The following is a 15,483-nucleotide window of genomic DNA, read 5'->3' as shown; positions in this document are numbered from 1 at the left end:
CAAAAAAATGAACAATAAAAAATTTCGGAAGCTCTTACGAGACCCTAAACTCTTTTTCCGCGACATGTACGCCAAACGCGTAATGAAACTCAAAAAATACCTTCCCTTAAAATACGAAGGTAATAATCAATTTACAATCGTTTCGGCCGTTTATAACGTCGAAAAATACCTTGATGAATACTTTGACAGTATCGTCAAACAAAGCTTGAATTTCAAAAAACACATTCAAATCATTCTAGTAGATGATGGATCAACCGACCATTCGGCAGAAATCATCAAACGATGGCAAGCCAAGTTTCCCCAAAATATCCATTATTTTTACAAAGAAAATGGCGGCCAGGCCTCGGCACGCAATCTGGGTTTGCAACATACACAAACTGAATGGGTAGTATTTACTGACCCTGACGATTATCTTCACCCTGACTACTTCAAATCAGTAGATACTCAAATTAGCCAACATCCGTCGGCGGTAACTGTAGCTACTAACATGAAGTTTTTCTTTGAAAATCAAAATATCATTAAAGACAGTCATCCTCTAAGATTCCGTTTTAACAAAACCCACGTTATTGATGTTGCTAAGCTCGATAAATTTATCAATATGTCTGCTGCCTCAACCTTTTTCAGAGTCAGCCATATTAAAAAACAGAATTTGGTGTTTAACCACAATGTTAAGCCAAACTTTGAAGATGGCAAATTTATTGCAGACTATTTATTAGATTTGCAGGACGCAAAAGCTGTGTTTGACAGAGATGCCGTCTATTTCTATCGCAAACGTGAAAGTGGCACATCCACTTTAGATACTTCTTGGCAAAAAGTAGAAAAGTTTTCTAATGTTTTTGAGTATGGCTTCTTGCCTATGCTTCAAAACTATAAAAACCGCTTAGGGCATGTACCCTCCTCAATACAAAAAACCGCATTATATGATATGGCTTGGTATATCCAACAATTGCTTAATAGACCTGAACGTCTAGATTTGTTAAATACTAAACAAAAATCACATTTTTATGATCTAATGCAGCAGGTTTTTAATTATATTGATCAAAAAAATATTATGGAATTTGGCTTGGCGGGAGTATGGCTATTCCATAAAGTTGGTATGCTTGGAATGTTCAAACAGAGCGAGCCACCATTCCAAATCGCCTATGTCGAAAATATCGATCGTGAACGCAAACAGTTCCTTATCAGCTATTTTACCTATTTTGACCAGCCATATTCTGTGCAAGCCGATGGGCGTGATCTTATTCCTGTCTATGCAAAAAGCGTGGTCAATAAGCTAAATGAACAATTATTTGTTTACGAAAAACGTTTGTGGATTCCCTATGGTGACGTTGCAGACAACGCCAAAATTAATATCCTACTCAACAAAAAAGCAATGCGAATTTCGATTAAAGGTAAAACCTTTATGCACGGCATCGCATTAAATGAACTTACCGGTTTATTTACGCCGTCTGAAAAATACCTTTCAGACGGCAGTTGGCTCTTGATGGACAGGGAAACCAAAGCCGATGACAACGCCGAGCATTTTTATCGTTATATGATGCAGAACCACCCTGAACAAACTTGCTATTTCGTACTTAACAAAACTGCCCCAGACTGGAACCGTCTCGAACAAGAAGGCTTCAAACTTGTAGAATTCGGCGGTAGTGAATATGAACGACATTTGCGTAAAGCTGAAAAAATCATTTCCAGTCATTTGGAAAAACACATCAACAATTATTTTGGGGATTTATACGAACACAGCAAAAAATTTGTCTTTCTTCAGCACGGAGTAACCAAAGACAATCTTTCTGCATGGACAAATAGCAAACAAAACCTACACTGTTTCATTACCACTACTGAGCCAGAAAGTCGCTCGATTAAGGCTGACTTCAATACCTACAAGCTGACCGAAAAAGAAGTAGCACTAACTGGATTTCCACGCTACGACTCCTTACTATCAAAAAATAAGCCCGACAGTCGCAAGATCCTGATTATGCCAACTTGGCGCAATAACATTGTCGGTCAAAATATCGGTACAGGTAGCAATACTCGTACGCTCAACAGTGCTTTTATGGAAACTGACTATGCCCGTTACTGGCAGGCTCTGCTTCACGACCAGCGCCTGAAGGAAATGGCAGAAACCTACGGCTACGAAGTAATTTTTGCACCACACCCAAATATCGAGCCCTATTTGGAAGTAATGAATGTCCCTACCTATATAAAAATCTGGAGTGGACTGCGTGAAACTGAAAGTATCCAGTATCTTTTCGGACGTTGTGCCGTATTGATTACCGACTACTCATCAGTAGCATTTGACATGGCCTATCTGAATAAGGCAATTATTTACTATCAATTTGATAAAGAAGCCTTCTTTTCAGGTACGCACACCTATCAAAAAGGCTATTTCTCTTACGAAACTGACGGATTTGGCCCTATTACCATCAATCAGCATGAAACGCTGACTGAATTAGAAAGCATTTTAAAATCAGGACATGCCAAACCCGAATATCTTGCTCGCATCCGCGATACTTTCCCCTTCCAGGAAGGTGGCAACTGCGAACGTGTGTATCAAGCTATTACTGCTCTTGACCATGCCGAAACCGCTGACAATCTGCCGATTTTAATCAATATGATTGAGCAAGCAGAAAATCATCAGGTATGGGACTTGGCTGCAAGCCGTATCCAAACTCTGCTTGATACAGGCCGTCTGAATGCGGAAGAAACAGCTGATTATCGCCATCGTTATCTGAACGCTTTATTTGAGAGCAACCAGTTTGATACTTTGCAAAACCTGTTACCTGATTATCCCGATACCGCAGGTTACTGGTATGCGAAAATGGACTTATATATCGGTAATGCCGTTAAAGGGGCGGAATTTTTTGCTGAAAACGAGCATATAGGAACGCAAAATGATTTACTTGTCGCATTACTTGCAGCCTCGTTTCACCAAGCAAAAAGGCCGTCTGAAAAACTGTTTGCCCGGATAGGTACAGACTTACCCGATTCATATCAACCTTTGTTGACCGTAGCACAAAAGCTATCGGAGCAGAATTATTTTGTAGCATTGGCTTTACTGAAAACGTATATTGATAGCTTGGACGATCGCCAAAAAGGCTATCTCAAACCCGAGCTGTTGGCTTCTTACCTCTGCATGAAACTTGGTAACTTACAAGGCGCGCATCAGTATTTGGTTGCTTTTGAAAAACATACTCAAAATGATCCAAGTTGCCGTATCGCCATTGCAAGACTGGCAAAATTACGCGGTGATTCTGAAAAACTATTTACCCAGCTTAACCGTGCCTTTGAAGAAAATCTGCTCTTAATTCCTGAAGATTTAACAGTCGATTATCTGAAAAAAATGTACGCTGCCGGTAACACTGACGGTGAAAGATATCTATTGGCTCAACTGCGCCAAAAATATCCCGAGAATCCGTCTTTGGCCTTGTATGAAGCTGAAAAACTTGCCCAAAACCAAGATTGGGAGTCTGTCACCAAAATATTGGCTGATTTTGCACAAGCCTCACCGGAAACGATGTATCTTTATACAACTGCTTTATGCCGTCTGAAAAACCATCAGGCAGCACAACGTTATTTTGACAGTCTCTCTCTACAAGACACAGCAGCATATTGGAAACTGGCAGCTGAAATAGCCGAAGCTAAAGGTGACAAGGCATTACAGGCTGAGTGTCTGAAAAAACAATTGGCTTGTTTAGAATAACCTTTGTCTTATCTTAAAAAAGGCCGTCTGAAAACTTTTATGTTTTCAGACGGCCTTTACTGTTAGATGCACTAATCAAGTTCTACTGTTGAATTGATATAGGTGACATGATTCATTTCTGCCAAATCCTTACCTTCATCTATATCTGTATATAAAACATTATTGCGTTCCCAAAATACATCTTTGCGTATGACTTTAGCCGGCACACCTGCAATAACGCAGTTATTAGGAAAATGTTTTTTCACTACCGAAAATGCACCAACAATACTACCGCTACCAATCTTTGTACCACCCCAAATTGTTGCGCCATAGGCTACCCACACTCTGTCTCCAATGGTAACGTCTTTAGAAACATTTAAACGTTTTCCAGTATGAACATCATAAATCGGGTGTGCATCATCAGTACGGATTTGATTATTAGTGGCAAACATACAATCTTCACCAATGGACAAGGTTGTATGTTCGGCAACAGTAATATAAACCGGATTGGTACTAGTAGTTTTACTGCCGATGTTAATCGTACAGCCTACTCCCAAACACCATTGGCCTTGCATAGAAACATTTTCTCCAATATAGACTTTGCTATCCTTGCCTAAAAATTCTAAAAATACATTACGCAAGTTTGCATTAGGGTGGATAACAACTTCATTCCCACCTCCTCCTAGAAATTGGAAATGACAGTTTCGCAGATTATCAGGTGCAGTAATTTTATTTCCGGAAGTGTCGATATAATTACCTGACATCACTTCTTTTTTACGGCTGTTAACTACTGGCCGTTCAGAAAAATATTGTTCCGCACGTTCGGCCAATTTGATAAAGACCGCACAGGTTTGGGCAAAATCCAAAGCACTGACATCATAAATGTATACATTATCCCCATCCTGCTTAGATAAACTGAAGTTTGGAAACATTTCTCCGATATTATCTATCTCACTTTTATTACGATAAAACAGGAAAATCTTTTGCCAAACTAAATTTAAACTGACAGAAAATGGTGTTTCACGGTCAGATTTGAAATTGCAGTACACATTCTGCTGATAATAAATATCAACAGACGTATTTTTTAATTTGATATTTTTAAGAATTTCTTGCTGAAATTCTTCAGTCGTTTTATCTACCATTACATTCCCCAAACATGATAAATATGGTTCAAATCTTAAAAAAATAGACAGTAAATTTAAAACTTACTGTCTATTTACTTCGCATTTAGTTCAGATTAATGTCCGAATCAGTGATATGGATGTCCAACAGCAAATTATTGATAATGGTATTGGACAAGAATACTGTGTTGCCTGAAAAATCTATGTGCTTTTGAATTTTTTCAAAGTCAAACTCGCATAATACAACTGTAGGCAATGCTTCTTTCAACTCTTTAATATCCGGATAAAACTCTGATACCTTAGCCGATGAAATGACCACTTGATTTTCAAGGTTATGATCAATTACATCTGGTAGCTTTTTGAAAGTCTCCAAAATCGGCGTACGGATAGAATGCAGATACAATGGATCTTTGCCACCATAGTATTTATGGTTGCCCAAAAATGGGTCGATTGCAAAGGTTTTGTACCCACCAATTAAGCCGTGATATACCGCCCCTGTACCGCCTGATGATGCACCGCAAATGACTACGTTTTTCTTATCTACGCCATAAATACTCATCAGGCTCTTAATGAAACGCTGGATATTGTCTTCGATATTTTCATCAAACTTTGTATTCAACCCATGACTGCCAAACGCGTCCGATACATCAGCCATACGGATAATGTAAGTATTTGGCATAATACTGTTGCTGATAAATGGAAATGGGTGGCTATAATAACGGTCAACCATATTCTCATTGCTCTTATTGGTATAAGAGAACAACACCAATAGGTTTTTCTTGTTGGCACTCAATACTTTCGGTGCTTCAACAGTATAAATGACATTTTCCAACTCATGGAAAGAGTCTGGGAAATAAGCCAAAAGATCTTTATAACTGTGCTTATTCACACGACGGAACACACTTACGCCCATTTTGTGTTCAACAGCCAAAAAGCCTCTATTATTTAGCTCATAAACATAATCACTTAGACCATGATTCCGAGCATAGCTTAGGAAAAACTCATTACTGTCGCCTTTAACACCAATGTATTCAACTTCCGGCTTATCCAAGTACTCGGCTAAATTAATGCCTTTATTTTTTTCAACATTCAGGATGTAGCACAGTTCGCTGCCAAGATAAATGGAAGTAACTTCTAAAATCTCACTAAATTTATCCTCGATTTTTGCCCAATCGGCTTCAGCAAATTTAAAAGACAATACTGTCTTTTCTTGATTAACCGATTGTGGGTAACTTCCATAAACTTCTGAAATATATTTCAGAAATTTATGGAAGCCGGAAATCTTAGAAACTTTGCTCTTATTACGCTCAATAAAGTTAAAAGTTTGACCTACTGCCGTATAACTGACGCTGACAAAATAGTCGTTCAACAGAAAATCAAACACTATACTTTGATTGTTATAAATCCAAGCGTTAACCTTTTGAGGATCAATCTTGGCTTTTCGTAAGATGTTTTGCTGAATTTTATATAAATCCATTTTATAAACCCTGTTGATATTTTTCCAACAATGCTTTTTTGTCGGTTTTGTGGTTGGTGCTGACTGGAATTTCATCAATGTGAATAAATTCAGACGGCATCATGTAAGACGGTAAATTTTGTACTAATGCGTCTTTGATCGCCTGAGTATCTCCACTTTGCTTGGCTGTATAGAAACACACCAAACGCAATACTGCGCCTGTGTTGCGTTTCAAAGCCACTACTGCCACATTATCAAAGGCAAATTCCTTAAGGTTAAGGATTTTTTCTTCAATTTCTGAAAGTTCGATACGGTAGCCATTGAGCTTAATCTGCTCGTCTTTACGGCCTTGTACATAGAACAATCCATTTTTTTCAAAACCGTAGTCACCTGTTTTATAAGTACGGTTATCTGCACTGTGTACGACCAAACGTTTGGCATTTTCAGTTTCGTTGTTCAGATAGCCACGCATCACATGGTTACCGCTAATCCAAATCTCTTCGTCAACAATCACTAATTTGGAATTAAGCACGGCAACGCCTACAGGCAACTCTTCTTCTGCCGCCAGCATATCAGGTGTAATATCAACGTAAGTTGTTGCTACAGTAGCCTCAGTCGGACCATAGGTATTGATAACACGGACACCGGGAAATTTTTGAAAAATCATATTTACTACCGGTTTGCCAAGTTTTTCGCCACAGAACAAAAATTCTTTCAAACTCGGTAAAGTAGCCTGACTACATTTAGGGTTAAGCAGCTGCTGCATGGCAAAAGAAGGCGTGGAAACCCAAGTAGTAATTTGTTGTTTGGCCAAAAAATCAATCCAGGTGGCAGGATTAGAAATAGCATCACGACTGTTCATGACAATACAACCACCATAAGCCAAGTTGCCAAAGATTTCGTACATTGACAAATCAAATGCAAACGGAGCCTGATTCATAAACACATTAGGTGCGGCTAAATTAAGCTGCTCTTTCATCCATTTCATCAGGTTGAATACAGCTTCACGACCGATTTGCACACCCTTAGGTGCGCCGGTTGTTCCTGAAGTAAACATGATGTAAGCCAAATCTTTTTCAGCCAGCTCTACTTCTTCATCAGTCTGCTTTTCAAAAGTTTGCGTTGCCGAACGGTACACAAAGCGTGCTTTCGACAGTTGGCAGATATTGTTCAGACGGCTTTCAGGATAAATACTATCCACCGGAATAAAAGGGATTTTGTTTAATAAGCAGGCATAAATTGCCACTGCAAAATCAATTTCTTTATGGCCGTGCAACACCAAAGGAATGTTTTTGGTAATATCTGCTATGCTTTTGTAAGCCTCGATAAATGTGGCTATTTTTACGCGCAACTCTTCCCAAGAACATTCCTGAGTATCATTAACTAACGCTTTTCCCGAAGTTTGGTTGAAACGGTATTCCAAAAAATCATCAAGATTTTGGAATTCATTTAATTGTTTCATGATTTAGCCTTTGTAATTATTTTCAACATATTGAATGATATTGGCTGAATTTGCCAAAATATCAACCAATTGCTCAAACGGCAAATCAACATCAAATTTTTGTTTGATGGCCATAACCAAATCCATTGCGCTCACGGAATCAATAAGTCCTGTAGACAACAATTCTTCATTTGCTGACACTTGTTTTTGTGCAACTTGTGAAATCAACGCCAAAACTTCGTTAGATACTGACATGGTAAGATCCTTTTATTAAAATTGAAATGATAACGCTTTGCACCCTGTGCATAACACTGTGATTATCCCATATTTTTTTACTTTTCAGGTAACTAAATATACAATATCCAAATAAAGCAATCCCTCTTTGACAACATTTACATCAGATCATCTGAAAGCGTTTGTATTTTCAGCCAACCGGTTTCACGACTTCCAAACACAATTTTAATTAAGGAAAACCAATGACTATTCTTATTACCGGCGGTACCGGCTTCATCGGCTCCCATACCGTTGTTTCCCTGTTGAAATCAGGCTTTAATGCCGTGATTTTGGACAATTTGTGCAATTCGTCTGCCAACATCCTCCCGCGCTTGGAAAAGATTACCGGCAAGTCTGTGCCTTTTTACCAAGGGGATATCCGTGATCGTGAAGTGTTGCGTCAAATCTTTGCCGAACACGATATTGATGCCGTCATTCATTTTGCCGGCTTGAAGGCAGTCGGTGAAAGCGTGGCCGAGCCAATGAAATACTATGACAACAATGTGTCGGGCAGCTTGGTTTTGGCTGAAGAAATGGCGCGTGCCGGTGTATTTAAGATTGTGTTCAGCTCATCTGCTACGGTTTACGGCGATCCGGGTAAAGTGCCTTATACGGAAGATATGCAACCGGGAGATACGACCAGCCCTTACGGTACGTCGAAGTCTATGGTGGAGCGCATTTTGACGGATATTCAAAAGGCCGATCCGCGCTGGAGCGTGATTTTGTTGCGCTATTTCAACCCTATCGGTGCGCATGAAAGCGGTTTGATCGGCGAGCAGCCAAACGGTATCCCAAACAATCTGCTGCCTTATATCTGCCAAGTGGCTTCAGGCAAGCTGCCGCAATTGTCAGTTTTCGGCGACGACTACCCTACTCCCGATGGTACGGGTATGCGCGACTATATCCATGTGATGGATTTGGCGGAAGGCCATGTGGCGGCGATGCAGGCGAAAAGCGATGTTTCGGGCGTACACCTGTTTAATTTGGGTTCGGGACGTGCTTATTCGGTATTGGAAATCATCCGTGCCTTTGAGGCGGCCTCCGGTTTGACTATTCCGTTCCAAATCAAACCGCGTCGCGATGGCGATTTGGCCTGTTTCTACGCCGACCCTGCCTACACCAAAGCACAAACCGGTTGGGAAACCAAGCGTGATTTGGCGCAGATGATGGAAGACTCATGGCGTTGGGTCAGCAATAACCCAAATGGCTACGACGATTGAGTTGACCTGATACAGGCCGTCTGAAAGAGATGTTTTCAGACGGCCTCTTTATCTGAAAAACACACATTCTGTCTGCTATAATCCGTTTATATTATTTTGACTATCCTCTGAAACTTATGAAAAAAATCCTTGTTACCGGCGGCGCGGGCTTTATCGGTTCTGCCGTTGTCCGTCATATTATCCAAAACACCCAAAACTCTGTCGTCAATGTCGATAAGCTGACTTATGCCGGCAATTTGGAATCTTTGGCCGAGGTAGCCGATAATCCTCGCTATGCTTTTGAGCAAGTGGATATTTGCAACCGCGCCGAACTCGACCGCGTATTCGCACAACACCAGCCGGATGCCGTGATGCACTTGGCTGCGGAAAGCCATGTCGACCGCTCTATCGATTCGGCAGGCGAGTTTATCCAAACCAATATCGTCGGCACATTCAATCTGCTTGAAGCGGCACGCGCCTACTGGCAACAAATGCCGTCTGAAAAGAGCGAAGCCTTCCGCTTCCACCATATTTCCACCGATGAAGTTTATGGCGATTTGCACGGTACGGACGATTTGTTCACCGAAACCACGCCATATGCGCCGTCCAGCCCCTACTCCGCTTCCAAGGCGTCCAGCGACCACCTCGTCCGCGCATGGTTGCGTACTTACGGTTTGCCGACCATTGTAACCAACTGCTCCAACAACTACGGCCCTTACCATTTCCCGGAAAAACTCATTCCATTGATGATTCTGAACGCGCTCGACGGCAAACCGCTGCCCGTTTACGGCGACGGAATGCAAATCCGCGACTGGCTGTTTGTCGAAGACCACGCGCGCGCGCTGTATCAGGTTGTTACCGAAGGCGTTGTCGGCGAAACCTACAATATCGGCGGCCACAATGAAAAAGCCAATATTGAAGTGGTCAAAACCATCTGCGCCCTGCTGGAAGAGCTTGTTCCTGAAAAACCAGCCGGCGTGGCGCGTTATGAAGATTTGATTACTTTCGTACAAGACCGCCCCGGCCATGACGTGCGCTACGCCATCGATGCCGCCAAAATCGGCAGGGAACTGGGCTGGAAACCGCAGGAAACATTCGAATCCGGCATCCGCAAAACAGTGCAATGGTATTTAGACAACAAAACCTGGTGGCAAAACGTATTGAACGGCAGCTACCGTTTGGAACGTTTAGGCACTGGAAAATAAGTTTTCAGACGGCCTGTTCCCATATTAGGCCGTCTGAAAATCACGCAAACACACACTACTCAGGAGAAAACCCATGAAAGGCATTATCCTCGCCGGCGGCAGCGGCACACGCCTCTACCCCATCACGCGCGGCGTATCCAAACAACTGCTGCCCGTATACGACAAGCCCATGATTTACTATCCCCTGTCCGTATTGATGTTGGCAGGAATCCGCGATATTTTGGTGATTACCACGCCCGAAGACAACGCCTCTTTCAAACGCCTGCTCGGCGACGGCAGCGATTTCGGCATTTCCATCAGTTATGCCGTGCAACCCAGTCCGGACGGCTTGGCACAGGCATTTATCATCGGCGAAGAATTTATCGGCAACGACAATGTTTGCTTGGTTTTGGGTGACAATATTTTCTACGGCCAATCGTTTACGCAAACATTGAAACAGGCCGCCGCCAAGACCCACGGCGCAACCGTATTCGGTTATCAGGTCAAAGACCCCGAGCGTTTCGGCGTGGTTGAATTTGATGAAAACTTCAATGCCTTATCCATCGAAGAAAAACCGCAACAGCCCAAATCCGATTGGGCGGTAACCGGCTTGTACTTCTACGACCAACGCGTCATCGAGTTCGCCAAACAAATCAAACCGTCCGCCCGCGGCGAATTGGAAATTTCCGATCTCAACCAAATGTATTTAGAAGACGGTTCATTGTCGGTACAACTTTTGGGACGCGGTTTCGCATGGCTGGACACTGGCACCCACGAGAGCCTGCACGAAGCCGCTTCATTCGTGCAAACCGTGCAAAACATCCAAGACCTGCAAATCGCCTGCCTGGAAGAAATCGCTTGGCGTAACGGTTGGCTTTCCGATGAAAAACTGGAAGAGCTGGCGCGCCCGATGGCAAAAAACCAATACGGCCAATATTTGCTGCGCCTGTTGAAAAAATAATGTTTGAGGCCGTCTGAAATATTTCAGACGGCCTTTAGATGAAAGATAAAACGATGAACATCATTGATACCGCCATTCCTGACGTAAAACTGCTTGAGCCGCAAGTCTTCGGCGACGCGCGCGGCTTTTTTATGGAAACCTTCCGCGACGAGTGGTTCAAAACCCAAGTCTGCGACCGCACCTTCGTGCAGGAAAACCACTCCAAATCCAGCAAAGGCGTATTGCGCGGCCTGCACTATCAAACTGAAAACACACAAGGCAAACTCGTGCGCGTGGTTGTCGGCGAAGTATTCGACGTAGCCGTCGATATGCGTAAAGACTCCCCCACTTTCGGCAAATGGGTGGGCGAAATTCTGTCCGCAGAAAACAAACGCCAACTGTGGGTACCCGAAGGTTTCGCACATGGTTTCTATGTACTGAGCGACGAAGCCGAGTTCGTCTATAAATGCACGGATTATTACAACCCCAAAGCCGAACACTCGCTGATTTGGAATGATCCGAGCGTCGGCATCGACTGGCCGCTACAAGGCGAGCCGAACCTGTCGCCTAAAGACTTGGCAGGCAAAGTATTGGCCGAAGCCGTCACGTTTTAAAAAATAATTCAGGCCGTCTGAAAGAATGTTCCTCTTTTCAGACGGCCTACAATCCATTAATAACAATAATCGACGAAAACGCATTGTGAAAAACGCCTATATCCCCTCTCGCGGCATCCGCAAAATCCCCCATCTCTCCACCCTATTGCCTGAATTTCATATCTGCAAAGACGGAAAAGGAGCGGAGGCTGTCGTCGGTTGGGGTTTGCGCCCGACGACACACAAAGCGCGTGCTTTCGCCGCTGAACACCAGCTTCCCTTTATTGCTTTGGAAGACGGCTTTTTACGCTCGCTCGGCCTGGGCGTCGCCGGTTATCCGCCCTACTCCATCGTCTATGACGACATCGGTATCTACTACGACACCACGCGTCCTTCGCGTTTGGAGCAACTGCTTCTCGCCGCCGATACCATGCCGTCTGAAACCTTGGCTCAAGCGCGACAGGCGATGGATTTCATCCTGCGACATCATCTATCCAAATACAACCACGCGCCCGAACTTTCAGACGATCATCCTTTACGTTCCCCATCCAAACCTGAAACCGTCCTCATCATTGACCAAACCTTCGGCGATATGGCCATCCAATATGGCGGTGCAGACGCCTCTACGTTTGAATTGATGTTTCAGACGGTCTTGAATGAAAACCCGCAAGCCGATATCTGGGTTAAAACCCATCCCGATGTTTTGTGCGGCAAAAAACAAGGCTATCTGACCCGGCTGGCGCAGCAACACCGCGTCCATCTTTTGGCAGAAGACATCAATCCGATTTCTTTGTTGCAAAACGTCGATAAAGTTTATTGCGTTACCTCGCAAATGGGTTTTGAGGCGCTTTTGTGCGGTAAACCGCTGACCACCTTCGGCCTGCCGTGGTATGCCGGATGGGGCGTAAGCGACGACCGCCATCCTGAAATCAACCGCCTTGTCCAAACCCAGCGCCGCGCCACCCGCAACTTGCTACAACTCTTCGCCGCAGCCTATCTGCAATACAGCCGCTACCTCAACCCCAATACTGGTGAAGCAGGCAGCCTCTTTGATGTCATCGACTATCTGGCGACGGTCAAACGCAAAAACGACAAATTGCGTGGCGAGTTGTATTGCGTCGGCATGTCTTTGTGGAAACGCGCAGTTGCCAAACCGTTCTTTAACGTACCCTCATGCCGTCTGAAATTTATCTCCTCCACCCAAAAACTGGACGGGGTCAAACTGTCCGACGATGCACGCATCCTTGCCTGGGGCAACGGCAAAGAGGCCATCGTCCGTTTTGCCGAACAACGCCACATCCCCCTGCTGCGTATGGAAGACGGCTTTATCCGTTCGGTCGGACTCGGTTCTAATTTAGTCCCGCCGCTGTCGCTCGTTACCGACGATATGGGCATTTATTTCAACGCCGAAACCCCGTCCCGTCTTGAACATATCCTGCAAAACCAAGACTTTGACAATCAAGACTTTCAGACTGCCTTGAAGCTGCAAAAAATGCTGACCGAAAACCACATCAGCAAATACAACGTTGGCAGCTCGGACTTTACCGCCCCATCAACCGACAAAACCGTAATTCTCGTTCCCGGTCAGGTTGAAGATGATGCGTCTATCCGCTACGGTTCGCCCCAAATCTATCGCAATCTGGATTTGCTCCGTACCGTACGCGAACGCAACCCCGATGCCTATATCATCTACAAACCGCATCCCGATGTAGTCAGCGGTAACCGTATCGGCCATATTTCCCCTGAAGATGCTGCACGATATGCCGACCAAACCGCCGAACAAGCCGATATCCTGACCTGTCTCCAATACGCAGACGAAGTACATACCATGACTTCGCTAACCGGTTTTGAAGCCTTGTTGCGCGGCAAAAAAGTGAGCTGCTACGGCCTGCCTTTTTACGCAGGTTGGGGACTTACCCAAGATCTGCTCCCCATTCCGCGCCGCAGCCGCAGACTTGAACTTTGGCAGCTGATCGCCGGCACGCTCATCCACTATCCCGACTACATCCATCCCGAAACCCATCAGGCCATCAATGCGGAAACTGCAGCCCAAATCCTGATACGGCAAAAAAATATGCAAAAAAACAACAACGGATTACATCGCGGGTACTTTGCCAAAAAATTAGGTAAAATCAAACAACTATATCGATCTTTTAAATAAATGCCATCAAAATTAACAATGCATCATAAACCGGCCTCAATTACGGCATCATTGCCTTTGCATCGTTAATACGCTTGGCGTATGCTTAAAAGTTCAACCCAAAACTATTACACAAAAAACAAAATCACATTGCGACATGAAACAGCCCGTCCTCCAAAACAACCTGCAAAACTTACTTGAAAGCGCAGAAAACATCCTGCTGCTTCAAGGCCCTGTCGGCAACTTTTTTCAGCGCCTCGCCGACTGGCTGACCGCAAACGGCAAAACCGTGCATAAATTCAACTTTAATGCAGGCGACGACTATTTTTATCCGCCTACTCAAGCGCATACCGTTGCTTTTAACGACAGCTACGATGCCTTTCCTGAATTTTTGCAAGAATACATCGTTCAACATCACATCCAGGCCGTTGTCTGCTTTGGCGACACACGTCCCTACCATCTCCTGGCCAAACGAATTGCAAACGAAAACCAAGCCAGTTTCTGGGCGTTTGAAGAAGGCTATTTCCGCCCCTACTACATCACCTTAGAAAAAGACGGCGTCAACGCATTTTCTCCGTTGCCGCGCCGTGCCGACTTTTTTCTGGAACAATTCCCCAAGCTGGCCCGGCAAGAATACAAAGCGCCGACACCGGTACGCGGCGGGTTTACGCCCATGGCCAAAAACGCCGTCCGTTACTATATCGAATTGTTCCGCAACTCGAACAAATACTCGAACTACATCCACCACCGCGCATCCAATGTCGGCCATTACCTCAAACTGTGGTCAATCTCCATCCTCAAGCGTTTGAACTACTATATTGAAGACATCCAAATCGCCAAACGCGTGGAGGCGGGCAAATACGGCAAGTTTTTTATTGTTCCCTTGCAGGTATTCAACGACAGCCAAGTCCGCATCCATTGCGACTTTTCCAGCGTCCGCAGCTTCCTGCTCCATGTTTTGGCCTCCTTTGCCGCGCACGCGCCTGCCGATACCAACCTCATCATCAAGCATCATCCGATGGACCGCGGCTTTATCGACTACTCGCGCGACATCAAACGCTTTATCAAAAAACACCCCAAACTCAAAGGCCGTATCACTTACGTCCATGATGTCCCCCTGCCCGTTTTCCTACGTCACGGCCTCGGCATGGTTACCATCAACAGCACCAGCGGCCTGTCCGGCTTGATCCACAACATGCCAGTCAAAGTCCTCGGCCGCGCCCATTACGACATTCCCGGCATAACCGACCAAAATACCTTGGCAGAATTTTGGAATCATCCGACGCCGCCTGACAGCGACCTGTTCCATGCCTACCGTATGTACCACCTCAACGTAACCCAAATTAACGGCAACTTCTACAGTCAGGTCTTTTTTCCCAACAAAAAAATCTCTGACTCTTCCACTCCGACAACCTGACTTAGCAAAAATAATGGGGCTGACGTAGATTAGCCCTAAATTC

At 44.3% G+C, this 15,483-nt stretch carries 11 protein-coding genes; 7 read left to right on the top strand and 4 right to left on the bottom strand.

Going from position 1 to position 15,483, the window contains the following annotated elements; translation table 11 throughout:
• Positions 1–7: 7 nt before the first annotated feature.
• Positions 8–3,697, top strand: coding sequence for a CDP-glycerol glycerophosphotransferase family protein (locus HMPREF2661_RS09950; protein ID WP_049323618.1), 3,690 nt, complete (start codon positions 8–10; stop codon positions 3,695–3,697).
• Between the two features lie 71 nt (positions 3,698–3,768).
• On the opposite strand, the gene HMPREF2661_RS09945 is transcribed toward HMPREF2661_RS09950, so the two are convergent.
• The 4 genes from HMPREF2661_RS09945 to HMPREF2661_RS09930 form a co-directional block, all read right to left on the bottom strand.
• The gene (locus HMPREF2661_RS09945) at positions 3,769–4,818 is read right to left on the bottom strand and encodes an acyltransferase (protein WP_003747978.1); all 1,050 of its coding nucleotides are present in this window, start codon (positions 4,816–4,818) and stop codon (positions 3,769–3,771) included.
• Positions 4,819–4,903: 85 nt separating this feature from the next.
• Positions 4,904–6,274 carry an XcbB/CpsF family capsular polysaccharide biosynthesis protein gene (locus tag HMPREF2661_RS09940; protein WP_049323619.1) on the bottom strand — a complete coding sequence of 457 codons (1,371 nt, stop codon included), beginning with the start codon at positions 6,272–6,274 and terminating at the stop codon, positions 4,904–4,906.
• 1 nt (position 6,275) lies between these two features.
• Positions 6,276–7,715, bottom strand: coding sequence for an AMP-binding protein (locus tag HMPREF2661_RS09935; protein ID WP_049323620.1), 1,440 nt, complete (start codon positions 7,713–7,715; stop codon positions 6,276–6,278).
• 3 nt (positions 7,716–7,718) lie between these two features.
• On the bottom strand, positions 7,719–7,949 hold the full coding sequence (locus tag HMPREF2661_RS09930) for an acyl carrier protein (protein ID WP_003747973.1): 231 nt from the start codon (positions 7,947–7,949) through the stop codon (positions 7,719–7,721).
• Between the two features lie 221 nt (positions 7,950–8,170).
• On the opposite strand from HMPREF2661_RS09930, the gene galE reads away from it, so the two are divergent.
• The 6 genes from galE to HMPREF2661_RS09900 all read left to right on the top strand — a co-directional run bounded on the left by galE (position 8,171) and on the right by HMPREF2661_RS09900 (position 15,440).
• The gene (gene galE / locus HMPREF2661_RS09925; protein WP_003747972.1) at positions 8,171–9,187 is read left to right on the top strand and encodes a UDP-glucose 4-epimerase GalE; all 1,017 of its coding nucleotides are present in this window, start codon (positions 8,171–8,173) and stop codon (positions 9,185–9,187) included.
• Positions 9,188–9,303: 116 nt separating this feature from the next.
• Positions 9,304–10,371 carry a dTDP-glucose 4,6-dehydratase gene (gene rfbB, locus HMPREF2661_RS09920; RefSeq protein ID WP_049323622.1) on the top strand — a complete coding sequence of 356 codons (1,068 nt, stop codon included), beginning with the start codon at positions 9,304–9,306 and terminating at the stop codon, positions 10,369–10,371.
• 73 nt (positions 10,372–10,444) lie between these two features.
• Positions 10,445–11,311, top strand: coding sequence for a glucose-1-phosphate thymidylyltransferase RfbA (gene rfbA, locus HMPREF2661_RS09915; protein WP_049323623.1), 867 nt, complete (start codon positions 10,445–10,447; stop codon positions 11,309–11,311).
• Between the two features lie 53 nt (positions 11,312–11,364).
• Positions 11,365–11,904, top strand: a complete 540-nt coding sequence (gene rfbC, locus HMPREF2661_RS09910; RefSeq protein WP_049323700.1) for a dTDP-4-dehydrorhamnose 3,5-epimerase — start codon at positions 11,365–11,367, stop codon at positions 11,902–11,904.
• A 25-nt stretch (positions 11,905–11,929) separates the two neighbouring features.
• Positions 11,930–14,044, top strand: coding sequence for a capsular polysaccharide biosynthesis protein (locus tag HMPREF2661_RS09905; RefSeq protein WP_049323624.1), 2,115 nt, complete (start codon positions 11,930–11,932; stop codon positions 14,042–14,044).
• Between the two features lie 136 nt (positions 14,045–14,180).
• Positions 14,181–15,440: a capsule biosynthesis protein gene (locus HMPREF2661_RS09900; RefSeq protein WP_070823607.1), complete on the top strand. Its 1,260-nt coding sequence runs from the start codon at positions 14,181–14,183 to the stop codon at positions 15,438–15,440.
• Positions 15,441–15,483 lie beyond the last annotated feature (43 nt).

The organism is Neisseria sp. HMSC061B04, from assembly GCF_001836705.1.
Classification (GTDB): Bacteria; Pseudomonadota; Gammaproteobacteria; order Burkholderiales; family Neisseriaceae; genus Neisseria.
Note: the sequence above shows the minus strand (reverse complement) of the source record. Positions and strands in the feature narration are given on the sequence as shown.

Bases quoted from the DNA above. Each gene is read 5' to 3' on its own strand.
- HMPREF2661_RS09945 (WP_003747978.1), bottom strand. From the start codon at position 4,818: ATGGTAGATAAAACGACTGAAGAATTTCAGCAAGAAATTCTTAAAAAT.
- HMPREF2661_RS09935 (WP_049323620.1), bottom strand. From the start codon at position 7,715: ATGAAACAATTAAATGAATTCCAAAATCTTGATGATTTTTTGGAATAC.
- galE (WP_003747972.1), top strand. From the start codon at position 8,171: ATGACTATTCTTATTACCGGCGGTACCGGCTTCATCGGCTCCCATACC.
- HMPREF2661_RS09940 (WP_049323619.1), bottom strand. From the start codon at position 6,274: ATGGATTTATATAAAATTCAGCAAAACATCTTACGAAAAGCCAAGATT.
- rfbC (WP_049323700.1), top strand. From the start codon at position 11,365: ATGAACATCATTGATACCGCCATTCCTGACGTAAAACTGCTTGAGCCG.
- rfbB (WP_049323622.1), top strand. From the start codon at position 9,304: ATGAAAAAAATCCTTGTTACCGGCGGCGCGGGCTTTATCGGTTCTGCC.
- HMPREF2661_RS09950 (WP_049323618.1), top strand. From the start codon at position 8: ATGAACAATAAAAAATTTCGGAAGCTCTTACGAGACCCTAAACTCTTT.
- HMPREF2661_RS09900 (WP_070823607.1), top strand. From the start codon at position 14,181: ATGAAACAGCCCGTCCTCCAAAACAACCTGCAAAACTTACTTGAAAGC.
- HMPREF2661_RS09905 (WP_049323624.1), top strand. From the start codon at position 11,930: ATGTTCCTCTTTTCAGACGGCCTACAATCCATTAATAACAATAATCGA.
- rfbA (WP_049323623.1), top strand. From the start codon at position 10,445: ATGAAAGGCATTATCCTCGCCGGCGGCAGCGGCACACGCCTCTACCCC.
- HMPREF2661_RS09930 (WP_003747973.1), bottom strand. From the start codon at position 7,949: ATGTCAGTATCTAACGAAGTTTTGGCGTTGATTTCACAAGTTGCACAA.